Origin of the sequence: Marinobacter zhejiangensis, assembly GCF_900114775.1 — a bacterium.
GTDB lineage: Bacteria > Pseudomonadota > Gammaproteobacteria > Pseudomonadales > Oleiphilaceae > Marinobacter > Marinobacter zhejiangensis.
Genome location: NZ_FOUE01000002.1, coordinates 111,003 through 137,960, shown reverse-complemented (window position 1 = coordinate 137,960; position 26,958 = coordinate 111,003). Strand labels below are relative to the sequence as shown.

The following is a 26,958-nucleotide window of genomic DNA, read 5'->3' as shown; positions in this document are numbered from 1 at the left end:
CCCCTCATTTTATTGTGAGTCTGTTAAGTCATTATCAATATTGTAAAAACAGATCTTTATACAGGCCCGAACGGCCATGAAGACGGTTACCCTATAGTTCAACACGTGAACAGTTCTGCAATGAATTAGACGAATGTACTAAGGTCGTGACACTTCAGGTCCGGTTCCTGCGACGCGTTGAATTCAGTCAGTGGATGTGCGCCCCGGCACCGGCGCACCGTAAGCATAGACAGGATTGAGCAAGGAAGAGTAAACGACCCTGAACCGACTTAGTAAAGAGCGATTCAGGGCCAATCGGCCATCAGGCCGCTTTGCGGGCTTTACGAGATTTCAGGCTATAGAGCTTGCGTTCTTTCAGGGCGTATTTGTTAAGACCAGCCAGATGGGTCTTACGCAAATACCTCTCCCAGTCGATCAGGGCCGAGTCGACTGGGAACAAGGTCTCGTCCACCGCCCCCATGCGTTCGGCCAGTGCCAGCAACTTATCATTCCGGAAAATGTAATCCGGCGCCGTATAGAAACCGAAGATAGTGGCCAGCGACTGGGTTGTATCCAGGTTCTTCAACAGCTTCAGCTCCCGAGTCTGCCCAACCAGCTTCAGGGCGCGACTGGCCAGTGACAGCGGCATACGGGCACCGCTGATAAGCGTATTGAACAGGGTTCGATCAATGGCGATAAACGGCTTACTGGGCTTACGATAGAACAACTGGTCGTAGGCTGCGTAGTTTACCCGCGCCTCTTCCATCAGGTGATCGATAAACTCGCCCAGGGAAATCGGGTTGCGGGAGCCGCTGCAGCATTGATAAATCCGATGCTCTGCGGGTTCTGCCAGAGCCTCCGCCAGCGACAGGATGATGCTGTTGCCCACCAGGTCCACCGGAATCACATCGATGATGCCTGAGCGCTTGCCTGGGAAGACCGTTACCTTGCCCCGCGCATAGGCCAGGATAATCGCATCAGCGACCTTCACACCCTCGATCCAGCCGGGGGCTGGTTCTTCCAGTGCACTTTCGATGATGGAGGGCCGGAGGATGGTGAGTGACTTTCCAGCCAGGGACTTCAGCAACAATTGCTCACCCAGCCACTTGGTAAAGGTGTAGGTATCACTCCAGCCGTAATGGTTGGCTTCCCGTATTCCCAGGTCAACCAGCTTCTTCTCGAGCACTTTGCCGCTGTAGCGGGAGCGAACATCCGCAACCTTGTCATCCAGCAAGCGAATCAGCTCGTCGATTTCATAATAGCCCTGCTCACTGCGGGGAATGTCGGCACCCGCCGGCTGAACCACCGTTTCTTCGGCCATTCCTGAGTTCATGCCATTAACGTAGCAAGTGGAGACCTGGATCACCGGGATGTCCCCCGCCGCCGCCGCAAAATCGACAATGCTGTTCAGGCTCAGGGTGTTGATGGCCAGAGCCTTGTCCAGCTCTTCACGGAAGTTGACGCTGGCGGCCGAGTTGATGATGGCGTCCACTTTGCCAGCCAGGGCCTGAAACGCCTCCGGCGAGAGCCCAAACTGAGTCTCCGTGACTTCTCCGGTCACACAAACCACCCGCTCATCCACGAACTCGTCGAAGTCCTCTCCGTTCTCGCTACGCAGGCGCTCAAACACCGAAGAGCAGGCTATTTCGTTGAGGAAACGTTCGCGGGCATCCGGGTGCCGTTTGTTGCCCCGGATCAACAGGTAGATACCGCCAATATCCGGCACCGCACGGATCAGTTTTTCCAGCACTACCTTGCCCAGAAATCCCGTGGTTCCGGTGATCAGCACACGCTTGCCACTCAGCTGAGCAGCAACCTTGGACTGCGACTCACCAAATTCAATCTTCTGATGCTCTGTCATCGCTTGGAACTCCTTCTCTAGATTACAAGTCTCGGATCAATTGTCATGGTTCGGCGTTCCTTGGGTTCCCCCTACCGAAACCGACTGGCCGCAATACACGGTCAAAAAACCCGTTGCATTTAACAGGCCAGCCAGGTCATTAAAGGCCAATATTTGCACAGTCTGCATGACAAGTCGGTGACATGCAGCAAAGAAATGTCACAAAAACAATTAAATTTATTACAAAGAAAAGAAGGGGCTTTCTGGGCTGATTGTCAGGACTGAGGGCCCTTGCGGGACGCAAGATTGCGGAGGAATTCATCAAGGGGGATGTCATCGGGCTGTTCACGCAACGCCCTGATAAGACTGCTTTGTTCTCCAAAACTTATGCGATCGTAACGCGGCTCCGACTCGTTGTCGGCGCGAGGTTGCTCAACGGGGTCCGGGCGACTGTCCGCCTCAAGCTGGTCGGCAAACTGACGAAGGTGACGGGCGAAGTGGGTGCGTTGTGACGACGACAGGGATTCCCAACCAAGGGAAGCCAATCCGGTCTGGACTATCTCAATAGCGTCATCATCCAACGTGCGCCCCAACAGTGCAAACACGGCATTAAACGCTTCATAGCGAAGCATGGTTGAGTCCTGGTGGCGCTCCAGGGTCTGCCCCAGTTCCGCCACCAGACGCTGACACGTCTGCTGCGGGATCTCCGGCTGCGAAGCCTCACCAGCAGCCGACTCCGAAGCCTTTTCTCTGGCACGTACGGAAACCCGGTGCCAATACGCAGCAATACCGGCTTTTCGTTCCGGGAGCTGGCCAAACCGGACCCCCAGCATGTCTGCCAGGGTCTGGAACTGCCGACAGGAGGGATCGGTTTCAGGCATCAGCGCAACTGGGCGCTGGGCAAGGATCGACTGCTGGAGCGTTTCGTCACGCCAGATGGCGCCCAGGTAATGCAAGCGCAACCCGAGATGGCGCTGAGACGCGCCATCCAACCGCTGGAACACAGATTGGGCCTGGCTCGCCCCCCGGGCCATATTGACCACCACACTGGGTGTACGGCGATAACCTCGCCGCTTAAGCACCTTGATCAGGGAAAAGGCATCGGTCAACGAGGTAGGGTCAGGCGTCACAACCACACACGCCATGGCTGCTGCCGCGATCATATGCAGCCCTACAGACTGGAGGCCCGCCGCGGTATCAATCAGAATGTAGTCATAACGCTGCTCAAGCCTGGCCAGGGATTTAAGCAGCACCATACTCTCAGCGCTGCCCAGGTTCATACACTCCTGAACACCGGACGCCCCAGGCACAATGTCCAGACCGTAGGGTGCAGTCATGATGACATCGGATACATCACACCCACCGTCCAGCACATCGGCAAGGGTTCGCTCCGGGTACTTCCCTAACATAACGGCGACGTTGGCCAGGTCCGTATCGCCATCGAGCAACAGCACACGATGGCCTTCCCTCGCCAGGGTCAACGCCAGGTTCAGTGAAATCGAGGTCTTACCAACCCCCCCTTTGCCACTGGAGATTGCAAGAATGCGAGGCTGCTGACTGTCAACGCCCGAATCATGGTCCGAATCGTGCTTCGTCAGATCGCGTGTGTTATTGGAATTATTGTTCTGATCCATCTTAGCCCAGTACAGAGGGTTGTCGTCTTCCATAACGGTAAGGCAGAAGCGGGTCAGTCGCCCGGGAGCCCGCTAACCGGACCCTGATTGCCTGGAGTTTAGCGTGAACGGAACCAGGGCCGGTAGGCATCAAAGGTCTTTCGATGGCCCTAAATGATAATGTTTGACGAGATTTTACGGTTATCAAATCGAACTTTGTTCACAAAACAACCGGATATCAGGCCAAAACATGAGTAATAAACATTTAATAAATGTAATTTATTGTCTATGCTCAGCACCATATAACAATAACTGAACATGGCCTCATAAGATTTGATCGAGTTCGATCAAAGCGCTTTTTTATGACCAGGCTACGATGACCGTGACCAGACACCAGCAAAGCCCATCTCCGGACCTTCAGCTACCCAGCTTGCCGGAACTCACATTGCGGGCGCTTGAAGCTTGCAGGGGAGAACAAAGCTATCGCCAGATCGGCGAAATTGTTGCTTCCGATACCGCCATGGCCGCTCGTGTCCTGGCGTTAGCTAATTCTGCGCTTTATGGTCGCCCTGGCGAAATCCGCTCCGTTGAGCAGGCTTTGCTCCGACTGGGCACCGATTGTGTTCACAGCCTGATCCTTACCGTCGCCCTGCGCCAGTTGCTGTTTAACCTGGGAGCCGACCAATGGGGTCAGCTACGCGACTTCTGGCGCCACTCCCTGACCACAGCGCTCACCGCACGCGCCCTGGCGACCCTGACAAGATACAACGACCCCGATGAAGCCTTCTTGCTCGGCATGCTTCACAACATTGGTGAGCTGATCGCGCTAAAGACCGAGGATGAACATTTAAAGCAACAGTACCTGGATCAGCAGGCAGAGATCGGCGCCAACCTGACCGAATCATGGGGGCTGGGCCCCATGGCAGCCGATGCCATGCGCTATCAGCAGGCTTCCCCTGCAGACATTCAGGATGCCAGCCATCTGGTCAAACTGATTAACCTGTCAACGCGCCTGGCCTTGTCCGATGCCGCCGGGATTGCCGCAGCAATCCGGGTTTTCGACCTGAGTGAAGAGCTCACCCACGAGATCCGGTTGCGTATTGACCGGGAAGTTGAAGCACTCGCGCAGACGCTCAGCATCCCATTAAGAGAACACTATGATGCGGAGCCCGGCCAACAACGCCTGCGTCATTCGCTGATCAGCCAGGCTCTGACCAATGAGGCGCTGTCCCTTGCACAGCAACCGGACATACCTTCGATCCTTGCACACGCCGTTAGCGGCCTGACATTACTGACGGGCATGCCATGCCTGAGCTTTGGTGCAGGCGATGACGGTCTCACCCTAATGGCCACCAGCCAGGGCGATTTGGCATCGATGGTTGTGGCCAGCACCCCCGCGCACAGCGTACTCACCAAAGCGTTTGCCGGTTCAGGGCCGGTTACACTGGAGGACGATGCCCCAACCGTATTGGACCGGCAACTGCTAAACTTGCTGGGAACTCCATCTTTTTGCGCCCTGCCGGTGCAGGCTGGATCAGATGCCGTTGGGGTACTGGTGCTTGGAACCAACTCAAACGAAGACCCATCCAGAGACCTGGCCGATATGTATGCCCGGCAGCTTTCCCAGAACGTGTCCCGGGCGCTCAGAGAACACCAGGACAGCGACCTGGAAAGGTCCACCGAGCACAACGAACTGCGCCGCCAGCTGCATGAGGTCAGTAACCCGCTGACGATCGTCCGTCAGTACATTTACCAGCTGCGCAATAAGATGGAAGACCCCGGGGTCCAGGGCGATCTGGACGTGATCCGGGAAGAGCTTGAGCGAGCAACCAACCTTCTCCTGCAGGTTGGACGTCATTCGCCGGAAGACCAGGAGTTCGACCGGATTTTGCTGAACGATGAGCTCAAGCCGCTTGCAGACCTGTTTGAGGAAACCCTGTTCGCCAATGGACATACCAGTCTGAACCTGAACCTGTGCCGCACACCGACCTGGATTTCCGGTTCGCGGGGCAGCATTCGGCAGCTGGTGATCAACCTTGTAAAGAACGCGGTAGAGGCCATGCCCGCAGGGGGAGACGTCACCCTGCGCACGACAGCGCCAGTGATTCAGAGCGGTAGCCAGTGGGTAGAACTGGTGATTCAGGATTCCGGGCCGGGATTACCGGCCAACGTACAGCATCAGCTATTCAGGCCCGTAGAGACCACCAAGGGCTCGCACCACAGCGGTCTTGGCCTGAGTATTGTTAAACAGCTTATTGATGGCATGGAGGGCATCATCAGCTGTCATACAGGGGATACAGGGACACTATTCCGGATATTGTTCCCCATGACAGCCGACGACGACACAGACACTCACCGATAGATTCAGGAACGGGCGTACAACGATGACTACGGACTGCAAGCCCCTGCTTCCCCAGACCGGCCGTCCAGCAGAAATACTGGTTGTGGACGACGATCAACGCCTGTTAACCAGCCTGGCGACACTGCTTAAGCAGGCCGGCTATGAAATCACGGAAGCCCTGGGTGGACATGCCGCCTGCCAGGTCCTCAAAGAACGAACGTTCGACCTTGCCATGCTGGACCTGCGTATGCCGGGTATCGATGGGTTCGACGTGATGGCCTACGCCGCCTCCGTCCGGCCTGACTGCGGGGTCATCGTCGTCAGTGGTGAAAGCGCTTTTACCGCGGTCAGCCGCGCACTCCGGAGAGGTGCCCTGGATTACATCAAAAAGCCCTTTGATCCAGAGGAACTCCTCGAGACCGTAAGAAACGTACTCGGCCAGCAGTCCCTGCTGAGGGATCATGCCGACGTCCAATCCAGATTGAAAAAGTCGGAAGCGCTGCACCGCTATATTGTCAACAGTTCACCAGACATCGTATTCATGCTGGACCAGGATGGCCGCATCTGCTTCATCAACAACAAGGTCAACGCGCTCCTCGGGTATATGCCCTCAGAGCTGATTGGTCAGCACTTCAGCATTATGCTGGACGAACAGGATGTGGCCCGCGGTACCTACGCCATTCAGGACACCAGCGTATCATCTGAAAACCCACGCACACTGGAAGTGAGAATGAAGACCCGCGGCAGCCGCAAAGCCAACCGGCACTTTGAGGTCACCGCATTTCCGATCGATCCCGATACCTGGCACCACAATACGGGCATCGACGACCGTGCGGCCAGCCAAAAAGCCCGCTTTTACGGCACTGCCCGAGACGTGACCGAGCGCAAGGAAGCCGAAGCCTTCATCAATTTCCAGGCCTATCACGACCTGTTGACGCGACTCCCCAACCGGGCCCTGTTCAAGGACCGGCTGAACCTGGCCATCACCCACGCACGCCGAAACGATCAGAAGCTCGCGGTCATGTTCCTCGACCTGGACCGCTTTAAGGTCGTCAATGACACACTTGGGCATGCCATGGGCGACCGCCTGCTCCAGGCGGTTACCCGCCGTCTGGAGGGCTGCCTGCGCAAAGGAGATACCCTGTCTCGCTTTGGTGGCGACGAGTTCACCCTGCTTCTGCCTGCAATCCACTGTGAGGATGATGCGAAGCAGATCGCCCAAAAGCTGATTGATGCGCTCAATGCCCCCTTCAAACTGGGTGAGCATGAAGTCTTCGTGGGCATCAGCATCGGCATTTCGGTGTTTCCCGAGGCTGGTGACTCCATGGATCAGCTGATCCAGAACGCCGACATCGCGATGTACCATGTCAAAGACAAAGGCAAAGGCGATTATCGTTTCTTTACCGAAAACATGAGCATCGACTCAGCCAACCGCCTCAGCCTGGAACGGGATCTTCGCCTGGCCCTGGAGCGTGATGAGCTGAGGGTGTACTACCAGCCACAGGTATGCGCCCAGAGTGGCCGCATCATTGGCGTTGAAGCCCTGGTCCGCTGGCAACACCCGGAACGGGGACTGCTCTACCCTGGTGAATTCCTCCCCCTCGCCGAAGAAACCCGGCTGATTGACGAACTGAGCGAGCGGGTGCTGGCCAAGGCCTGTGAACAGGTCGGCCAATGGATACGCGGTGGTCATACTGACCTCAGGCTTGCCGTTAACCTTTCGCCACTGCAGGTGGAGCACCCCCGCTTTGTCGAGCGACTCATCCAGCAGCTGGAAGCCTTTGACTTCCCCGCTGGCAATCTGGAAATCGAGATTACCGAAAACGTCATCATGAACGACCTCGACCAGATCAGTCAGAAACTGCGGGAATTGGCTGACTATGGCATTCGCATCGCCATCGACGACTTTGGTACCGGCTACTCATCCCTGAACTACCTGCACCGACTGCCCATTCACACCCTCAAGGTCGACCAAAGTTTCGTGCGGGATATCCGTAATAGCGATGACGGCGCCTGCATCGTCAACGCCATCGTCGCCATGGCTCATGGCCTGAAACTGGAAATTGTGGCCGAAGGGGTGGAAACCGATGCTCAGCTGCATTACCTCCGCAAACTGGGCTGTCATCAGGTACAGGGGTTCTTCTACAGTCCGCCACGTCCCTCTGAAGCGATCTACCTTGCCTTGCAGCAAACCGAGTTGAAGGTGGCCGCGGTTTAGACAAGAGGAAGCCTGTCAGCGATCGGATTCCTCAGGGCTATCCACCAACACCATGTCCGGAACGTACGTGCGCCATATCCGTTCCAGTTCGCCAGAGCGATGCAATATACCAAGCCGCTCGTTGATCAGTTGCTTGGCCTCGTCGGGTAATCCCCGGTCCATCGCCAGGTGGATCCCATAATTCGGTATGACCGAGCTGACATCCAGCTCCTGCATGCAGCGTGTGTCTCCCGCAAACCCACCGAGGTGGAAGCGCAACCTCGATTGCATCTCGATAAAGCCATCCACCCGGCCCAGCGCAACCAGATTCAACCCCGCATTAAAGTTGTCCACAGGAACCAGGCGAACCACCCCCTCGTCCTCAGCCTCATCAAGCTGGAGATAATTGAAGCCGCGCAAGGTCGCAATGGAAAGCCCTTCAAGATCATCAATGCTTCGAACCGGGACCGGCATATCACCTCTGCAGGTCAGCATGACGTGCCGGGTTTCAAACAATGGAAGGTCGGTGAATTCACCCTCATCCCCAAAGGAACGCCAGACCGGGGCATCAAAAGCGATCCAGTTGGCGTATTCATGCTCCGCTACCTGCTGGGTCATCCGATTGACAGGCAGTACCAGATGGTGGACCGAATACACGGAACCGCGAAAAATTTCATCGACTATGTCTGAAATGATGCCGCCATCACTGACCCCTTCGTGGATGACCTGGAAGGGTCCAACCTTCGCATCCACCACGAGGTAGCTTATGTGCAACTCGTCACCCTGCTCATTCGGAACAGCGTGGGGCGATGTCAGAAAACAAAGTGATGCCACCACCACTTTCAGAGCCCACAACTTTCCAGCCATTACATTCTCACTCTTCCTGGCATTAACTTTCCTTTTTGCCAGTATAAGGCTGGCATCACTATCGAACTCTGTCGCGGGGCAAAAAAAACATGACTTGGCTCAAAATTCCCGACGCAATCCCTGACAATTAAAAAACCGATAAATGGATTGTCTGACACTTGGATTCCATTTATTGATCTAGTTTGCAAAGCGTAGCGGAACGTTACGTTATGTATCTGGAAATGCGGCCTACTGCACATATTTCCTGCGCCCTCTTCTCTAAGCTCAATCTATCCCCTGCCGTCGGGAGCGCCTTCAACCGCTCCGGCTAACAATGACAACAGTGACGGCGGGCCAGGCAGATTCTGATAGGCGGTAAGAGATCATGCGCGATAAATATAAGTACATTGGCCCCGTATATGATTTTCTGAGCAACCTCTACAGCGGCAAGAGCATCCATCGCTGTAAGACGGCCATGCTGGATGTTGAGACCGTCAAAGCTGGCGACCGCATCCTGTTTGCCGGCGTAGGCCACGGCCGCGATGCCATTCGTGCTGCGGAACTGGGCGCCGATGTCACCGTCGTCGACCTGTCTGAAACCATGCTGCGCAAATTCTCTGACGCCCTGGAAAAAGAAGCCCCTCACCTGACCATCCGACAGGTCCACAGCGACATCATGAAGGTCGATGAGTTCGAACAGTACGACATGGTGGTTGCCAACTTTTTCCTGAACGTCTTTGACGAAGACATGATGGTCAATGTGCTGGAGCACCTGATTCGTCTCGGCAAGGCAGATGCCAAGGTAGTGGTCGGCGATTTCTCCTACCCCAACGGCAACCTCGTTGCCCGGATGTTCAAAAAGGCCTATTGGTACGTCGCCGTTTTTATTTTCTGGCTGTTTGCGAACAACGCGTTCCACAAGATCTACAACTATCCCGAACATATGCAGCGCCTGGGCCTCAAGGTCACCGAGAAGAAGCATTTCAAGCTACTTAACATGAACTGCTACTGGTCCATTCTCGGCCAAAAACAGGCGTAAATAGCCCCAGCAAGCCCTAACAACAATTGATAAATGGGGAGCAGGAAAAATGACGAATCAGAGCATTGCACTCAATCGCCTGGACACCATCACCAAAGGCGCTTTCGACTTCTCTGAGCGGGTGGATTACCTGAAGAAGTTCGGTGTCCATTCACAGTCGTTTTCCACCCTGCAACCGGGGATGGACTACTTTGACCTGCCAGGCGTGGGCTACATCGGCTACATGAAGAAGTGGGGAATGACCTTTGTGTTGTCTGACCCTGTCGCCGCCCCGGAAAACTTTGAACTGATTCTGGAACGTTTTCACCTGCAACACCCGAATGCCTGTTACATCCAGGTGTCGAAGCCGGTGGTTGATTTCCTGCACCGCCGCTTTGGCCTGTTTGGCACCCAGTTCGGCAGCGAGTCCCGCATTGATCTGGGCAACTGGTCCTTGAGCGGTAAGAAAAAGCAAATTCTACGCACGGCGCTGAACCAGGCAGAGAAGAGCGGTATCACGGTCAAGGAACGGTTCAGCGACGATCACACCCGGGAGATTTCCGAAGCCTGGATTCGTACCCGTAAGTGCAAGAGCAATGAAATTCGCTTCCTGATTCGCCCGATGCAGATGGACTACCGGGAGAATGAACGGCACTTCTACGCCTACCAGGATGGTAAAGCCGTCGGGTTTATCTATTTTGACCCCATCTACCACAACAACAAGATCATCTCTTACGTCCCCAACATTTCCCGCGCCAACGCCAATTTCCGACAGGGCATCTTCTATACATTAATGGCGCACGCCATGGAGGTGTTCAAGGAAGAGGGCGTTCCCTACCTGGACCTGGGCCTGATTCCTCTCTCTCTGGACAAAGCTCTGGAACCGCAAGAGGGCCGCATGCTTAAGGGTCTGATGCACAAGCTCTATGAGCACGGGAACTTCCTGTACAACTTCAAGGGCCTGGAATTCACCAAGTCACGCTTCCGTGGACAGGGGTTCAAGACGTACTGTTGTCACCGCCGCAGTCTGCCGGTACTGGAGTTCCTCGCCATGTTCAAGCTGACGCGGTTGCTGTAACCGCGGTTTGGGATGAGGGCCATCCCCCTGATAGACGGGATGGTGCCATTCCCCATTTTTGCAGGAAAACGTCAATACCGGCAGGTACAGCGCCACTGAACATCACCGCGTCCATCACCTGAGCGCCCGGCTCTCCCAAACCCAACGGATGCCCGCCCTGCTGCAACAGGAAGGCGGTACGACGGGCGATGGCTTCACCGGAATCGACCCAGTAACGAACATCCGGCAACAATGCCTTGAGCGCATCAACGATCAATGGGTAGTGGGTGCACCCCAAGACAACGGTATCCACGCCATCAACGCGGAATGGCTCCAGTGCATCATCCAGTTCCGCCAACGGCAGTGACTGCCCCGCCACCCAATCCTCAATCCAGCGCACCAGCTTCGGGTGACCGATCCGACTGAGGGTGCAATCGGAAGCGAAATCATCCACCAATTGCTGCAGGTACGGTCTCCGCACCGTTGCAGGAGTCGCCAGCAACCCAATCCGCCGGTTTTGTGACAGGCCTGCTGCTGGCTTAACCGCAGGCACCACGCCAACAACGGGAATATCGGTTATCGACCTCAGCTGCGGCAACACCACGGTGCTGGCAGTATTGCAGGCAACAACAATCACATCGACCGGATAATCCGCCAACGCCGTCTCAATCAGCGTACAGCACCGCTCAACAACCACCGATTCCGGCTGGTCGCCGTAAGGGAAGCAGGCATTGTCAGCGAGGTAAACCTGCCTAACCGAGGGCAGCGCGTGATGAATGCACCGCGACACGCTCAGCCCCCCCACTCCGGAGTCAAAAATCAGAACCCCCGGTGCCGTCAACCCTTTATCTCCCGCTGCATGGCACCAATCAAGCGGCCTGCGATCGTTGTCGTTGGTGGTACCGGCGGCAGCTCGTCCGGAAGGAACCAGTCCGCCTCTGCAATTTCATCTTCCTGCAGAACTAGCTCGCCACCGGCATAGTCGGCAAAAAAGCCCAACATCAGCTGGCTCGGAAATGGCCAGGATTGGGAGGCGTGATAACGAATATTCGCCACATCCAGCCCTGTCTCTTCCTTGACCTCCCGTCTGACCGCTTCCTCCAAGGTCTCACCTGCCTCCACGAATCCCGCGATCAAACTAAAGAAGTTACGCTTTACCCGCGATGACCTGGCCAGCAACAGGCGGTCCTGACGACGAATCATTACGATCACACAGGGTGACAACCGGGGATACCAGGAAACCCCGCAGGGCTCGCACCGACGGGCTCGCTCAACAGGGTGAAGAGATGTGTGAGCACCGCAACGCCCGCAAAAGCGATGGTCAAACCACCATTGCTGCACCTGATGGGCCAGCCCAAGCATCTCTGCCGGCACCCGTTCACCAGAAAGCAAGGCATCACGAAGGGTTAATGCCTCCAGCTCACCAGGAGCCCTGTCCGCGTCCAGGCCGCAAACATACACCGCCCGATCATCCAGCCGCCCTACGAAAACAGGCTCTTCCTCAGCGCCCAGCAAAGCGTTCACATCGGACCACTCCATCAACCAGCCATCGGCCGGTTTCTGAATAACACCATTGGACATGGCCAAAACACCATCGCCCGGTTGCGGGGAGGTGTCTGCCCAGCCAGGAAGCCATCGTTGCATCGCTCACTCCTTATCTGTCTGGACTGAAAATGTACCACACCACCCTCCCAGGCCATAAGCCGTCGGCGCCCTTTGCGATCGCGCATACAGCAAGTACACTTAGCGACACTTTTACGAACCGGAGTGTCCACATATGCAACTTTTCCCTAATTTTTGGGGCCTGTTTCTGACATTATTTCGGAAAATTCTGTTCCTCTGGGTCCGGACCGATGTCAGTGGCGCCACCCGGGAAGAGCTTGGCCTGGACCCGGACAAACCGGTTTGCTACGTACTCCAATACAGCTCCCTGTCCAGCCGACTGGTTCTTGAGCAAGAAGTACGCCGGGCAGGTTTGCCAGGGGCCGAGGCACCGCTTCCTGTCGACGGCGGCCCCGGACAATCGTTCTTTTTCCTCTATCGCCGGGTCGGCGGGCTGTTCAGCCGCCGCCACACCCCTCGCCTGACGCCTCTTGTTCAGGACATCACACAGTACGGTATCGAACACGAGAACCAGGATGTGCAGATCGTGCCGGTCTCGCTATTCTGGGGGCGGTCGCCGGACAAAGAGAAATCGCTGGTCAAGCTGTTGCTCTCGGACACCTGGTCGGTGGCAGGCAGACTTCAGAAGCTGCTCATCATCCTGGTTCATGGCCGCAACACCTATGTCCAGTTCAACAAGCCGCTGTCACTGCAACAGGTAGTAGCGGAGTATCGCACTAACGAAGAACGTGCCATTCGCAAGCTGGCGCGTATCCTGAGAACCCATTTCCGGCGGGTACGCCAGGCGGTTCTTGGACCGGATCTTTCTCACCGCCGCACCCTCGTACAAGGCCTAGTCAGAACCCAGGCGGTCAAGGAGGCGATACGGGAAGCCGCTCGTAAAGATGACCTGCCTCCGGAAAAAGTACGCGCCAAAGCCCGCAAGTACGCCGATGAGATCGCCGCCAGCATGTCCATCGTCACCATCCGCTTCCTTGAGGTGGTTCTGGGCTGGCTGTGGAACCGGATCTATAACGGTATTGCCATCAACAACATCCAGGTGGTGAAGGACGTCGCCCAGGACAACGCCGTGGTGTATGTCCCCTGTCACCGCTCCCACATTGATTATCTGCTGCTGTCCTACGTGCTTTACCGGAATGGACTGGTCCCCCCCCACATTGCCGCAGGCATCAACCTGAACATGCCGGTGGTCGGCCCGATCCTTCGCCGTGGAGGGGCCTTCTTCATGCGCCGCAGCTTCCGCGACAACCCGCTCTACAGTACGGTGTTCAACGAGTACATGCACGTAATGTTCACTCGTGGCTACTCCGTCGAATACTTCGTTGAAGGCGGTCGCAGCCGTACCGGGCGTACCCTCCAGCCTCGCCCTGGCATGCTCGCCATGACCGTACGGAGCTTCCTGCGAGACCATCGCAAGCCGATCGTCTTTGTACCGGTGTACATCGGCTACGAGAAGGTTATGGAAGGACGCTCCTACCTTGGCGAACTCCGCGGTAAGAAGAAGCAGAAAGAAAGTGTGTTTGGGCTGGCCAAGACTGTCCGTAAGCTAAGCAAGTCCTTTGGCCGCGTTTCGGTCAACTTTGGCGAAGCCATCCACCTTTCCAATATCCTCGACGAATGCCATCCAAGCTGGCGTCAGGAAGCCTATGACAGCGAATACCGGCCAGCGTGGTTGGGCACGGCGGTTGAAGACCTGGCATCAAAAGTCGCAACGCGCATCAATGGTTCAGTTGCGGTGAACCCGATCAACATGACAGCCACTGTCCTGCTGAGCACCGAACGACTGGCTATGGATGAGCGTCAGCTGGTCAGCATGATGGATCAGTTCGCTTCGCTGCTTAAAGCCATGCCCTACTCCAACACCATGACCATGCCTGAAGGCAGCGGCAAGGACTGGTTGGCTTATTGTGAAAACATGGGACTGGTTACCCGCCAGCCCCAGAAGCTGGGTGACATCATCGGCCTGGAAGGCAGCAATGCCATCCTGATGACCTACTACCGTAACAACGTCCAGCACCTCTTCGCCATTCCGGCACTGGTGGCCAGTCTGTTCGAGAACAACGAATCCCTGAAGCGGGACAAGGCGATTTTCCTGTGTAGCGTTGCCTATCCTTATATCCAGTCGGAACTGTTCCTTCAGTACCCGGCCGATGAGGCAGAGTCCATCATCGACCGCTGGATTGATGTTCTCGTGGAGAACGGCATGCTGCGAGCCGACGGCGACCGCATCTGCCGCCCAGCCGAAGGGACCGATGCCACCGTGAGGCTACGCAGCCTGTCACGGTTTATCATTCAGACCCTGGAGCGATACCACATTGCCCTGGCCATTCTTCGCAAAAACGGCTCTGGAAAGATCAGCGCCGCAGAGCTGGAAGAACAGAGCACCATGATGGCGGAGCGCATGTCGATCCTGTTTGGCCTCAATGCGCCAGAGTTCTTCGACAAGAGTCTGTTCCGGAATTTCATCGCCAACCTGCAGAAGAACGGTGTACTGAGCGCCGACGAGCACGGCCAGCTCTGCTATACCGAGGCTTTGGAAGAAGTGGCTGAGGATGCCAGGCTGGTGCTGAATGTCGAGAAACGGCAGGCGCTGCAACAGGTGACCATGCTCGGCGCCTGAGCGCCGGCGGTCAGTGATAGGCCCTACCCTTGAGGCAGGGCCTTGATCGAATAGATATCGTAACGGCTGCTCTTGCCTTCGAGGCGGGTAGCCGGTTCCGGGCCTTCGATGCTGGGGGCCTTACGGGGGCGCTTGACGACCACCCGGTAAGTCGCTGCGGCCAATGCAGCCGCCAGCAGGGCCGGGGCATCGTCATCGTCCCCCACCACAGGCCGGAATAACTGCATTTCCTTTTTGACCGCAGCGGACTTGTCCCGGTGCGGGAACATCGGGTCGAGGTAAATAACATCCGCTACCTCCCCACCAGCGGCCATCAACCAGTCGATACTGCTCCCTTCATGCAAGGTCATCCGGGCAACAATGTCCGAAGTGGTCGGGTTCAGCAGCCCCCGCGCCAAGCCATCGGCCAGTAGCGCATGAATAATGGGCGAACGCTCGAACAGCGTCATTTGGCAACCCAACCCCGCCAGTACAAAGGCATCCTGGCCCAGCCCCGCCGTCGCATCCAGAACATGCAGTCTTGCCCGGGTTTTCTGTAGTCCAACCGCCCGTGCCACCAGTTGCCCGGTTCCGCCGCCGTGCTCACGGCGATAGCCTGCCTTTCCACCCGCAAAGTCGACACGAACCGGGCCTGGAGCGCCTTTACCCGTGGCCTGCAAAGCCAAGCCGTGATCGTCCGCAAACAGCAGCAGGTCAAACTCACTTACCTGACGAGGCTTGACCACCCCAAGGAATGGCAACGCCAGCCGTTCGGCCAAGGCTGCTGCACCTGCACGGTCACCGAGTGCGCTGCTGGCAACTGCCAGCGACGGCACAGCGCCTGGCATAGTGGGGGAACCGGATAATGTCATCAGATATGAATATCGATGCCTGCAAGCCCTGCGTCCTGATCAGCAGAGCTGGCGGCGATCGCCGAGAAAGTGGATAGGGCACGAACCGTGGCAAGCGGCAGTTCATCGGCATCGAAGCGCTGCAGCCGAGCATCCGCCGCAGCTTGTCGGGCCTCCACCCGGTGCTGCACCAGCCGTTCTTCAATAAGGGTGTCTGAAGGAGATGGGGAGCCAGAAACCCGGCGTTCGGTCAGGCTATCCCAGGCATCTGCCGGTGCTTTTTCAGGGCTTGTGGCCGGGTTTCGGTCGGTGTCAGAACGTTCCCGGGCAACCTGAGTGCGCCCCTGCAAAGGGAAACTGTTGGAGCCAATACCGTTAATCATCACCGTCGTCCCAATCGCTGCACAAGGAGCAAATACCCTTGGAATACTACCGGTTTCAGGGCCAAACGCTACCCAATTACCACAACATAACCACCAGCAGCCCCCCCAGGAGCAAGCGATAGATGACGTAGGGCATCAGGCCGATGCGTTCCAGAAACTTCAGGAACAAATGAATACACAGCAATGCACAGATAAAGGAAAGGCTCGTCCCGAGAATGATCGAGCGCCAGTCCGCCGCTTCACCCTGCTCAATCAGGTCCAGGGTTTTCAGCATGCCCGCTGCGGTAATAAGCGGTATCGATAGCAGGAACGAGAAGCGGGCCGCAGCTTCCCGGCCAAAGCCAAGAAATAGCGCCGCCGTCATGGTAATGCCGGACCGGGACGTGCCCGGAATCAACGCCAGCGCCTGGGCAATACCAATCACTAGTGCGTCCTTCATCGTCAGGCCGGGTAACCCTCGCTGTTGCCGCCCCACAGCGTCGGACCACCACAACACCAGACCAAAACCGATGGTGGAGGCCGCAATCACCAATCCCGAACGCAAGTGGGTCTCGATCAAGTCATCGAGCAACAACCCTGCAACACCCGCAGGTATGGTGGCTGCGATAATCGCCCAGGCCAGCTGGCTGTCAGGGCCGAGGCGGCAGTGAGCTGTATCCCCTACCCAGGCCGACCCCAGCTGCCAGACTTCCTTCCGGAAATACCAGACCACCGCGGCAAGGGTTCCGACATGAACCGCCACATCGAACGCCAACCCCTGGTCGGGCCAGCCCAGCAATTGGGAAGGAAGAATCAGGTGAGCAGAGCTACTGATCGGCAGGAACTCGGTCAGCCCCTGAATGATCGACAAGACAATGATGTGCCACAAGTCCATGGCGACGGGTTCCGCAGCTGGATGGAGAGTTGTCAGCGACCCGGCAGTTTTTGCCAGGCGACCGTATTACGAAGGTAGACGGGTTGGGCTTTGGCGGCTGGCACACCCTTGCCATCAAGGAAATCCGATGCGGCCAGAAGCGCAACGTAACGGGCCCGAGGTACCAGGGCCGTATCAACACCCTCAACGGCGGCAGTGACGCCACCAGGGATCTGTTCCTGATAGCCCCAGCCAGACCCTACCCCATGCCAGCGAGCAGGACCTTCCGCCAGGGTGACCATTTCCGGCGCACAGACGCGCTCTTCCGCAAGAGCAACCGGGCGCCCGTGGTTATTCCTGAAGCACCCCCAGTACACCTCTCCCATGCGGGCATCAAAGGCGACGGCGACACCGTCACCCTCACTGCAATGCTGAGCGTCACAGACCTCCGCCGCCACAGCTGCCAGGGACGAGACCGGTACCACAGGTACTTCCAGGCCAAACGCCAGTCCCTGAACCACACCGGTCGCTATGCGCAACCCGGTGAACGAGCCAGGGCCACAGGCAAAGGCCAGGGCATCCAGGTCTGAGGGGGCCAAGCCCTGCTCCGCCAGCAACTCCCGAACCATGGGCATCAGCAGACGGGTATGGCCTCGGGGCGCAAGCTCGAAACGCTCGTACACCTGGCCGTTGACCAGCAAAGCGGCAGAACACCCCTCTGAGGAGGTGTCCAACGCCAACAGTGTCACCGGAGTGGTCGCCGGGGTAGTCACCAGGATTACTTCAGCTGTTCAAAAATCTGGTTACGGATGTCTTCCAGGGAACCAACACCCTCAACCCGCAGGTAGCGCGGTGCGGCTTCAGCATCCTTGGCAGCCCAATCCTGATAATAGCCAACCAGCGGTGCAGTCTGCTTATGGTAGATATCAAGACGGTTACGGATCGTCGCTTCCTGGTCGTCTTCCCGCTGGATCAGCGGTTCGCCAGTTTCGTCGTCCTTACCCTCAACTTTGGGTGGATCATACTTGACGTGGTAGGTCCGGCCACTGGCCTCGTGAACGCGACGTCCAGACAGACGGCCAACGATTTCTTCATCATCAACGGCAATTTCAACAACGTAGTCGATGCCGATGCCCTGATCTTTCAGGGCCTCTGCCTGAGGAATGGTGCGGGGGAAGCCGTCCAGCAGGAAGCCGTTCTCGCAGTCATCCTGCTTCACACGCTCTTCGATCAGGCCAATGATGATGTCATCAGAGACCAGACCACCAGTCGCCATGATTTCCTTGACCTGGAGACCCAGCTCGCTTTCAGCCTTGACCGCTGCACGCAGCATGTCGCCTGTAGAAATCTGGGGAATTCCGAAGCGCTCGGTAATGAACTGGGCTTGTGTACCCTTACCGGCGCCGGGTGCGCCTAACATGATCACTCGCATAACGTTGTGCTCCCATTTCTATGATTATATTGAAAAAGCTGTTGCAAAACGAAGACGCTTTGCGACAGCCTCTTGGCGGTCACTCGCAAAAATCGAGCGGGCATTATACGAAGTCAGCGGGACGAGAGAAAGTACACGTCCGTAGCATGCCGGTCTTGCGCATGGGGTGGTATGGTGGTAACGCGTTAATTCGACAGCGAATGGGCGAGATCGTCGATGTCGTTGGCCACTCGCGCCATCTGCTCTTTCAGCTGTTCCACCTTATCAGCCGACAGCCCCAGACGTTGCGCCAGGGTATCGATGTCATCGGGGTTAAATTCATCGCCGACGCCTTTTTCCTTCAGCAGGGCGTTGGCCAACTGAACCATCAGCACATAATTTTCGTGCTCGCCTCGGTAATCCAGCTGTTGGTGGACACCCGCAGACTTCACCACGGCGTCCGGTAACTGCCAAAGCCGGTGCAGGATTCCACCAATCGCGCCATGGCCTACCGCCAGCACCTCGTGCCCCTGATCACCGCCAAACACCTGCTGTTCCAGTGAACGCATACTGACTTCCGGGTTTGCGTCCCTCAGGTTATTCAGCTCTTCAAATTCCTCAGGAAACAGGTGGCCAATCAGCAACAGGCCGAAGTTATGGAGCAGTCCGCACAAGTACGCCAGCCCTTTGTCGCCGCCCGTCATGGCCGCCAGGTTCTGACACAGGAAGGCGGTGTACAGGGAGTGCCGCCAGAATTCATCCATTCCGAGGGGGCCTTTCCGCGGCACCTCAAATGCCCGAACCGAGGCAATCCCCAGTGCAACGTGAGCCACCCGATCGAACCCCAATACGCGGGTAACCGCTTCCTGGACCGACTGGATCTGGCCCTGATAGTTGAACAGGGCGGATCGGGCGTATCGCATGATTTGTGCGGTAAGGCTGGGGTCAAACTCGATCAGTTCCGCCAGTTCACGGGCGGTGGCGTCCGGGTTGGCGGTGAGGCGCAGAATGCGCAACGCCAATGCCGGCATTGGCGGCAACCGGTACAGCTTCTGCAACTGCTCGGCTACGTGCTCCAGAGTCAAGGCCGAGCGGTCACCGACCGCCGGCCCCCTGATCACGATATGCCCTTTGCGGGAACCCGCCAGCGCGAGCCGCAGGCTGCGGCCATCAAGAACCACAAGGCTATTGTTGGAGCCGCCGGCAATAAGGGCGCGTTCCATGGAGTCCAGGGCACTGTCGGCAAGGACCGATACATCATAGGCACCGCCGATCGCGGGACGGAACCCCGGATCACAGTCACCAAAGAGGCGGTCGGCCTGACGAGCCGTCAACGGTTGCAGCCGGCGCCCCAACAATTGGTTAACTGCATCAAGATCCAGCGTGGTGTTGTAGGCGTGCACGGCCATCAACGCCCCCTGCACATCAATCAGCAACGTAGCCTGAAGCACCAGCTCCTGAGGCTCGCCACAACCGGTGACGGCAGCGTCAAAGCTGGAAACCGGTTCCAGGGGCAATTCCGTATAGGCAATTCCCTTGTGATTGAAAAACTGCTGCAATCTTGGAGCCAGTGCCAAGGGCGTTCTCCTGTCTATAAAACCACTGGGGCGTTGAACTGAGGGCTGATCACCGGATGGTACCAGTGCAGCAGCCCCTGTCTAGCCAGTGTTTCTCATTCCGGCGGCAATCCCGGCCATGGTGACTTTCAGGGCCTGCTCCACAGTGTCAGAAACAGAGGCTCCGCGTGCCTCGGTTTCCCGATCGCGCCGCAACAGTTCGGCCTGCAGGTAATGCAGAGGGTCCGTATAGGGGTTGCGCACTTTCATTGATTGCGCAAACACCGGCGCACCGGCCAACAGCTCGTCTTCCTGCTTGAGCGCCTTGACCTGTTCAATGCAGGTTTCCAGTCGCTGGCGGAGGTCTGCTCCCAGCACCCTGAGCGGCTCCTCCACCAGGGTCTGTTCGTAGTATGTGGCAATCCGCAAGTCGGCCTTGGCCAGCACCATTTCCAGCATATCAATGTAGGTTTTGAAGAACGGCCAGTCCGCCATCATCTCCCGCAATCGAGGCAGGTAGCCGGATTCGGCCGCTTCAGCCAGCGCCACATCACTACCCAGCCAACTCGGTAGCATCAGGCGCATTTGGGTCCAGGCAAAAATCCATGGGATCGCCCGCAGGCTTTCCACGCCGCCCGACGCTTTTCGCCGTGCAGGCCGGCTCCCCAGCGCAAGCTTGCCCAACGCCTGCTCCGGCGTGGCCTGACGAAAATAAGGGACAAAATCGGGATTCTCGCGCACCACATTACGGTAAACCTTCAACGAGCGACTGGTCAGCCAGTCCATCGTTTCACGCCACTCGGGCTTCGCCTTTGGCGGCGGTGCCAGAGTCGCCTCTACCACTGCCGTGGTATAGAGGGTCAGGCTTTGCTCGGCCAGTCGCGGCAGACCAAATTTGAAGCGGATCATTTCGCCCTGCTCGGTTATCCGGAAGCTACCATTCACCGAGCCTGGCGGCTGGGACAGGATTGCCCGGTTGGCAGGACCACCACCACGGCCAACCGTACCACCACGGCCGTGGAACAGGGTCAGGTGAACGCCATGCTGGGCAGCCACCTCAGTCAGCCGCTCTTGCGCCTGGTATTGAGCCCAGGCGGCCATCATCTGACCGGCATCCTTGGCAGAGTCGGAATAGCCAATCATTACCTCCTGGCGGCCCTGACAATAATCCCGGTACCAGTCGATGGCGAACAGCGCTGACATACTCGCGGGCGCGCCACTGAGGTCATCCAGGGTCTCAAACAACGGCACCACCCGCATTGGGTCGGCCATGCCGGCTTCGCGGAGCAGCAGGATGACACTCAAGACATCGGATGGCGTGCTCGCCATGGAAATGACGTAGGACCCCAGAGCCTGCGGTGTCTGTTGCGCGACCACGGCACAGGTATCCAGCACTTCCCGAACGGCCGCCGATGGCTGCCAGTTCCGCGGCACCAGCGGCCGACGCCCCTGAAGCTCTCGCACCAGGAAAGCCTGACGCTCTTCCTCGCTCCAGGTCAAATAGTCACCCAACCCCAGGTAGTCCACCATTTCCGCGACAGCCTCGGCATGGCGACCGGCCTCCTGGCGAATGTCCAGACGAACCAGCGGCAGCCCCAGGGTGTGGGCACGCCGGATGGTGTCCAGCAACGGGCCATTGGCAATGGTGTCCAAGCCACAGGCCAACAACGACCGGTAGCAAAGCTCCAGAGGGTTGGACAGGTCTTCGTTCTCGAAGAGGATGCCATCCGCGTCGGCCGCCTGACCATGGATCCGGGCTTCCGCCCAGTCGCGGGTTTTCTTGAGGCGGTCACGCAGCTCCGCGAGCACCTGGCGGTAAGGCTCCCGGCTATCGCCGACCTGGGCCCGAAGCTCATCACTGGCGTCTCCCATGGAGAGCTCTGCCCGCAGTGCCTTGATGTCCCGCAGGTAAAGGTCTGCCGCCATCCAGCGTCCCAGGAGGAAAACCTGTTCGGTCACCTGATGGGTGACATTCGGGTTGCCGTCGCGGTCACCGCCCATCCATGAGGCTATGCGAACCGGGCTGGCATCCAACGGCAGCCCCTGCCCTGTGGCTGCAACCAGTGAACGGTCCAGGTTGCGCAGGAATCTGGGCAGGGCTTCCCACAGGCTGTTTTCAATGACAGCAAATCCCCATTTGGCCTCATCAACTGCGGTCGGTCGATCATGCCGGATTTCATCGGTGTTCCATGCTTCCGCCACCAGCTGGCGAAGACGGTCAACAATGTCATCACGTTCGCTGGGCAACAGGTCGGTATGGTCCAACCGACCGAGGCAGTCTGAAATTTCGTCGTACTTCATGATCAGGGTGCGTCGGGCAACCTCGGTGGGGTGCGCAGTCAGCACAAATTCAATACGAAGGTCCGCCACCCGCCGGTGCAACTCTTCCGGCGCGACGCCCTGGTGCTTGAGGCGTTCAAACACCTCGCCCAGAGACTCGACCGTCAGGTCGGAATAATGGCCCCGATTCCGCCGGATGCCATGGTACTGCTCGGCCAGGTTGGCAAGGTTGAGAAACTGGTTAAAGGCTCGGGTTACCGGCAGGAGCTGATCGTCGTCCAGGTCGCTGAGCAAGCGGATCAACCGCTGGCCCGATCCACTCTCCTGACGCCGGTCCGCCTTGGCGGCTGCGCGAATGGATTCAATCAGTTCATAGACTTCCTGGCCGGGGTGCTGGCGAATACTCTCGCCCAACAAATCGCCCAATAGACGGACGTTTTCTCTCAGGTCCGGGTGCAGCTCGGTCACAGTGACATCCTTTTAAATTGACGGGGCCTTCTGGTTGTACCGATACTAATAACGGTTAACGACAGTGGTCGCAAGGAGTATTCATGAAAGTAACTGAACTGCCCAAACACTGGGAATCAAAGCCTGAGCCGGTTGAGCGGGCGCACGATTATAATCTTCGCCTGCCGCTGGAAGACGCCGCACGGGTTGCAGCGTTGGCAGAGCTCTACCCGGATCGAAGCGAGTCAGACATCCTCAACGACATGATCTCTGCCGCACTGGATGACCTGGTGCGTCAGACCCCACTCAAGGACAAGCTTGCCAACAAGGATAAGTGATAAACAGAAGGGAATAATGCTGAGCCGGGAGCGACGCTCCCGACTGGCGCTAACCGGCGGGCTCTCAGTCCCGTCCGGTCAGCTGGCTTGATATGCCGCCTGGGAGTTCAGGCCACCGATTCGAGCTGCCGCGCCTTCAGGCGCTGAATGTGCTTTTGACTGAGGCTGACAAACTTCGGTGTCAGTCCCTGGTCTTCATAGATTTCAAAGCCGTCTTCATCAAATGCCACGACCTTGGCCCCCTGTACGTAGGGGAAACTGGTTTCAAGCTCATCCAGGGATGCAGAAATCAGATCCCGCAGCAGATCCTGAGGAGACTTCATCGGATACAGAGTCGCGAGTTTTTCCAGTTGTCTGTGGTGTTGATCCGAAAGCCCCAGGAAATAAGCATCCCGGGTCAATCGTCCCCGAGCGTGCTTGTCCCAGTATTTGACCAGATCTTTTATTTTCATAATTCGGTAACTCCAGCTTCCTTTTGGTTCGGGAGCCCTGCTCCGAAACAGTGCACCCAATAGCCAAAGTGTAGACGAAGCCGTTACTTACAGCGCGGGTAAATGATTACGGATTGTACCTATCGGGGCGAGTTGTGTTGCGCCATGTTACCCAGCCCCATACCCACGTGCGAATTAGCGGCGTTTCTCAACACCCTTTACCGCCTGCCAGATCTGATCGAGCGCCTCCAAAGTTTCCGAGTCCATATCACGCCCCTGCTGCTCCAGGTGAGACTCAATCGCACGGAAACGGGCCTCAAACTTGTGGTTGGTTCGGTTAAGGGCCTTCTCTGGTACAACTTTCATAAACCGTGCCAGGTTGACGCAAACAAACAGCAGATCCCCCAGCTCATCCTCAACCGCGTCCGCCGGGCCCTCGCCACTCAAACTGTTGCGCCAGGCCTCTTTCAGCTCGTCGATCTCCTCATGAAGCTTGTCGAATACCGGCTCGATATCCGGCCAATCGAAGCCATGGTTCGCCGCCCGCCGCTGAAGTTTTTCCGCCCGCGCCATGGCGGGCAGGGTTCGGGCGATGCCATCAAGGCGGCTTGCTGAGAGAGCCTCCTTGCCTTTATTTGGCGCAAGCGCCCGTTCCTCGGCCTTGATTCTGTCCCAGCTGGCTCGAATCTCATCGTCCCCGGGGCGATTGTCCGGATCAACTTCACTGTCCAGGGTGCCGTCCGGGAATACGTGGGGATGACGCCGCAGCAGTTTGCGGACAATGCCATCCACCACATCCGAGAATTCAAAGCGGCCATCTTCCTGGCCCAACTGGCTGTAGAAAATCACTTGGAACAACAGGTCTCCAAGTTCATCTTTCAGATCATCGTAATCCCTGCGGTCAATGGCATCCGCCACTTCGTAGGCTTCTTCCAGGGTGTGAGGCACGATGCTCGCGTAGGTCTGCTTCAGATCCCAGGGGCAACCGGTGTCCGGCTTGCGCAACCGGGCCATGAGGTGCTTGAGGTCGTCGAGGTTATAACTCATCCGCGTTTCCGTCTGACATCCGCAATATTGGGCAGGTTTCGGATCTGTGCGAGCAACCGGGCCAGTTGCTCCAAGCTGCTGATCTCCACCGTCACCGACATGGTGGCGGTGTTGTCATCCGTGTTGGAAGCGGTATGCAACGCCAGAACATTGGTCTTGGACGCACTCAATACCTGGGTGATATCCCTCAACAGCCCGGCCCGGTCATAGGCATCAATCTCGATTTCCACGGGGTACACCGCTTCCGGGCGGCTGCCCCAGCTGACCTCAATAATGCGGTTAGGCTCAAATTCCTGCAGGTGGAGGAAGGTCAGGCAGTCCTGACGATGAACCGTCACCCCCCGCCCAACGGTGATATAGCCACCAATCGCGTCACCGGGCAGTGGCTTGCAGCATTTCGCCACCTGCGTCTTGAGCTTGCCCACCCCCTGAATCTGCACATCGGAGTCGGTGTCGTAGGTGCGCTTGCGATTCCTCACCAGTTTAAGGTCGAGCTGCTGATTGCGCGGCTCAATCATCTGCTGAGCGGCATTGGCCACATGGGTCGGGCGCAGATCTCCGGCACCGACTGCAGCAAACATGTCTTCCGAAGAGACATAATTCACCTTTTGCGCCAGCTCGTTCAGGTCTACATCATGGATCGACAAGCGCCGGAATTCGTCTTCCAGGATCGCACGGCCATCAACCACATTGCGGTCATGATCCTGCTGTTTGAACCAATGTGTAACCTTGGCCCTGGCCCTGGAGGTCTGGATATACCCGAGACTCGGGTTCAACCAGTCGCGGCTGGGAGCCGGGTTATTCGACGTCAGGATAACGACCTGCTCACCGGTCTTCAGGGGATAGGTCAGCGGAACGATGCGCTCGTTGACCCGGGCACCTCGGCAGGCGTGCCCCACTTCGGTGTGTACCCGGTAGGCAAAGTCCACCGGCGTTGCCCCCTGAGGCAGGTCGACGACATGCCCCTCGGGCGTGAAAACGTAGACGCGGTCCGAGGCAACATCCGTCTTGAGGTGGTCGGCCAGGCCGGACAGGTCGCCAAGGTCTTCCTGCCAGTCCAGCACCTGGCGCAGCCAGTTAATCTTGGCCTCATAGCCCGACGACTTGTTGCCGTTATCGGTGCCCTTGTACAGCCAGTGGGCACAAACCCCCAGTTCCGCTTCTTCATGCATCTGGTGGGTACGGATCTGGACTTCCATCACCTTGCCCTCAGGGCCCACCACCGCGGTATGCAGTGACTGGTAACCGTTTTCCTTGGGGTTGGCGATGTAATCATCAAATTCATTCGGGATATGACGCCACAGGCTGTGGACGATACCCAGGGCGGCATAGCAGTCCCGTACCTCTGGCACCAGGATACGCACGGCCCGAACATCGTAGACCTGGGAAAAGTCGATGCCTTTACGGCGCATCTTCCGCCAGATGCTGTAGATGTGTTTGGCCCGGCCAGAAAGCTCGCCTTCAATACCACACTTGGCCAGCTCCTTCTGCAGGGTTTCCAGTACCCGGCCGATGTAGCTGTCCCTCGCCAGCCGCTTTTCATCCAGCAGCTTGGCAATTTTCTTGTAGGCAGTTGCATGGAGGTAGCGGAACGACAGGTCTTCCAGCTCCCATTTGATGTGACCAATACCCAACCGGTGCGCCAACGGCGCATAGATATCGAACACCTCCCGGGCAACCCGCATCCGTTTTTCCGGCGATACGTCTTTCACGGCACGGATGGCGCAGGTTCGTTCCGCCAACTTGATCAACGCCACCCGGACGTCATCGATCATGGTGACCAGCATCTTGCGGACGTTGTCGAGCTGACCCTGACTCTGCCCCAGCACACTCCCTTTCAGGGGATGATGGAAGGAGGAAATCGCCGCCATTTGCTGGACACCGTCGATCAGGTTGGCAACTTCATCACCAAACTCATCACGAATTTCCTTCAGTGGCACCCGTTCTTCCCGAACCGCCCGGTACAGGATGGCCGCCACCAGGCTGGCCTGGTCGAGGTGCAACTCAACCAGCACCTGAGCCATGTCGATGCCAGTTCGGAAACTGCTGGCACCCGGCGCCCATAGCCGGTCTTCCTGCACCGCCTGGAGGTCTATCTCGGCGGCCTTCTCACAAGCCCGACGGAACTGCGCTACATCTTCAAGGTGGGTTTGCGACTCGATCTGGTGCACCCAACGTTCGATATCGAGTTCACCGTCCTGATTGACTACGTAATCTTCGCGAACTTTTACCATGCCGTTTTTGTTGT

21 protein-coding genes are annotated in these 26,958 nt (G+C 57.5%); 6 read left to right on the top strand and 15 right to left on the bottom strand.

What is annotated here, in order from left to right:
- Positions 1-301 precede the first annotated feature (301 nt).
- Together BMZ67_RS06110 and BMZ67_RS06105 are read right to left on the bottom strand one after the other, a co-directional pair.
- On the bottom strand, positions 302-1,840 hold the full coding sequence (locus BMZ67_RS06110) for a fatty acyl-CoA reductase (RefSeq protein WP_092021073.1): 1,539 nt from the start codon (positions 1,838-1,840) through the stop codon (positions 302-304).
- A 254-nt stretch (positions 1,841-2,094) separates the two neighbouring features.
- Complete coding sequence (locus BMZ67_RS06105; RefSeq protein ID WP_092021072.1) at positions 2,095-3,453, bottom strand: MinD/ParA family protein; 1,359 nt, start codon at positions 3,451-3,453, stop codon at positions 2,095-2,097.
- Positions 3,454-3,808: 355 nt separating this feature from the next.
- Here BMZ67_RS06105 and BMZ67_RS06100 point away from each other — a divergent pair, with 355 nt between their 5' ends.
- Positions 3,809-5,794: an HDOD domain-containing protein gene (locus BMZ67_RS06100; protein WP_092021071.1), complete on the top strand. Its 1,986-nt coding sequence runs from the start codon at positions 3,809-3,811 to the stop codon at positions 5,792-5,794.
- 22 nt (positions 5,795-5,816) lie between these two features.
- Positions 5,817-7,991: a putative bifunctional diguanylate cyclase/phosphodiesterase gene (locus BMZ67_RS06095; protein WP_092021070.1), complete on the top strand. Its 2,175-nt coding sequence runs from the start codon at positions 5,817-5,819 to the stop codon at positions 7,989-7,991.
- A gap of 15 nt (positions 7,992-8,006) precedes the next feature.
- Here BMZ67_RS06095 and BMZ67_RS06090 read toward each other — a convergent pair whose 3' ends face one another.
- Entirely contained in the window at positions 8,007-8,837 is an 831-nt protein-coding gene (locus tag BMZ67_RS06090) for a substrate-binding periplasmic protein (protein WP_092021069.1), read from the bottom strand.
- Positions 8,838-9,201: 364 nt separating this feature from the next.
- On the opposite strand from BMZ67_RS06090, the gene BMZ67_RS06085 reads away from it, so the two are divergent.
- On the top strand, positions 9,202-9,855 hold the full coding sequence (locus BMZ67_RS06085) for a class I SAM-dependent methyltransferase (RefSeq protein WP_092021068.1): 654 nt from the start codon (positions 9,202-9,204) through the stop codon (positions 9,853-9,855).
- A gap of 49 nt (positions 9,856-9,904) precedes the next feature.
- Entirely contained in the window at positions 9,905-10,912 is a 1,008-nt protein-coding gene (locus BMZ67_RS06080) for a DUF2156 domain-containing protein (protein WP_092021067.1), read from the top strand.
- On the opposite strand, the gene murI is transcribed toward BMZ67_RS06080, so the two are convergent.
- Both murI and nudC read right to left on the bottom strand, forming a co-directional pair.
- Positions 10,890-11,732, bottom strand: coding sequence for a glutamate racemase (gene murI, locus BMZ67_RS06075; RefSeq protein ID WP_092021066.1), 843 nt, complete (start codon positions 11,730-11,732; stop codon positions 10,890-10,892). The genes BMZ67_RS06080 and murI overlap by 23 nt on opposite strands.
- On the bottom strand, positions 11,729-12,535 hold the full coding sequence (gene nudC, locus BMZ67_RS06070; RefSeq protein ID WP_092021065.1) for an NAD(+) diphosphatase: 807 nt from the start codon (positions 12,533-12,535) through the stop codon (positions 11,729-11,731). The genes murI and nudC overlap by 4 nt, the downstream gene beginning before the upstream one ends.
- Before the next feature lie 133 nt (positions 12,536-12,668).
- Here nudC and plsB point away from each other — a divergent pair, with 133 nt between their 5' ends.
- The gene (gene plsB / locus BMZ67_RS06065; protein WP_092021064.1) at positions 12,669-15,134 is read left to right on the top strand and encodes a glycerol-3-phosphate 1-O-acyltransferase PlsB; all 2,466 of its coding nucleotides are present in this window, start codon (positions 12,669-12,671) and stop codon (positions 15,132-15,134) included.
- Positions 15,135-15,157: 23 nt separating this feature from the next.
- On the opposite strand, the gene BMZ67_RS06060 is transcribed toward plsB, so the two are convergent.
- The 7 genes from BMZ67_RS06060 to ppc form a co-directional block, all read right to left on the bottom strand.
- Positions 15,158-15,961 (bottom strand): class I SAM-dependent methyltransferase, encoded by an 804-nt coding sequence (locus tag BMZ67_RS06060; protein ID WP_245749895.1) that lies wholly within the window; start codon positions 15,959-15,961, stop codon positions 15,158-15,160.
- 23 nt (positions 15,962-15,984) lie between these two features.
- The gene (locus BMZ67_RS06055) at positions 15,985-16,347 is read right to left on the bottom strand and encodes a hypothetical protein (protein ID WP_092021062.1); all 363 of its coding nucleotides are present in this window, start codon (positions 16,345-16,347) and stop codon (positions 15,985-15,987) included.
- A gap of 76 nt (positions 16,348-16,423) precedes the next feature.
- Positions 16,424-17,221 carry an undecaprenyl-diphosphate phosphatase gene (locus tag BMZ67_RS06050; RefSeq protein WP_092021061.1) on the bottom strand — a complete coding sequence of 266 codons (798 nt, stop codon included), beginning with the start codon at positions 17,219-17,221 and terminating at the stop codon, positions 16,424-16,426.
- A 32-nt stretch (positions 17,222-17,253) separates the two neighbouring features.
- A complete protein-coding gene (gene tsaB / locus BMZ67_RS06045) occupies positions 17,254-17,949 on the bottom strand; it encodes a tRNA (adenosine(37)-N6)-threonylcarbamoyltransferase complex dimerization subunit type 1 TsaB (protein WP_092021060.1) in 696 nt (231 codons plus the stop codon).
- A gap of 29 nt (positions 17,950-17,978) precedes the next feature.
- Positions 17,979-18,632, bottom strand: coding sequence for an adenylate kinase (gene adk, locus BMZ67_RS06040; protein ID WP_092021059.1), 654 nt, complete (start codon positions 18,630-18,632; stop codon positions 17,979-17,981).
- Between the two features lie 185 nt (positions 18,633-18,817).
- Complete coding sequence (locus BMZ67_RS06035) at positions 18,818-20,188, bottom strand: aminoacyl-tRNA deacylase and HDOD domain-containing protein (protein WP_092021058.1); 1,371 nt, start codon at positions 20,186-20,188, stop codon at positions 18,818-18,820.
- Between the two features lie 81 nt (positions 20,189-20,269).
- A complete protein-coding gene (gene ppc, locus BMZ67_RS06030; protein ID WP_092021057.1) occupies positions 20,270-22,915 on the bottom strand; it encodes a phosphoenolpyruvate carboxylase in 2,646 nt (881 codons plus the stop codon).
- 83 nt (positions 22,916-22,998) lie between these two features.
- Here ppc and BMZ67_RS06025 point away from each other — a divergent pair, with 83 nt between their 5' ends.
- Entirely contained in the window at positions 22,999-23,232 is a 234-nt protein-coding gene (locus BMZ67_RS06025; RefSeq protein WP_092021056.1) for a hypothetical protein, read from the top strand.
- Between the two features lie 107 nt (positions 23,233-23,339).
- On the opposite strand, the gene BMZ67_RS06020 is transcribed toward BMZ67_RS06025, so the two are convergent.
- The 3 genes from BMZ67_RS06020 to relA form a co-directional block, all read right to left on the bottom strand.
- On the bottom strand, positions 23,340-23,684 hold the full coding sequence (locus BMZ67_RS06020) for a pilin assembly protein (RefSeq protein ID WP_092021055.1): 345 nt from the start codon (positions 23,682-23,684) through the stop codon (positions 23,340-23,342).
- 174 nt (positions 23,685-23,858) lie between these two features.
- A complete protein-coding gene (gene mazG / locus BMZ67_RS06015; RefSeq protein WP_092021054.1) occupies positions 23,859-24,710 on the bottom strand; it encodes a nucleoside triphosphate pyrophosphohydrolase in 852 nt (283 codons plus the stop codon).
- On the bottom strand, positions 24,707-26,944 hold the full coding sequence (gene relA / locus BMZ67_RS06010) for a GTP diphosphokinase (protein WP_092021053.1): 2,238 nt from the start codon (positions 26,942-26,944) through the stop codon (positions 24,707-24,709). Before relA ends, mazG begins: the two co-directional genes overlap by 4 nt.
- Positions 26,945-26,958: the final 14 nt, after the last annotated feature.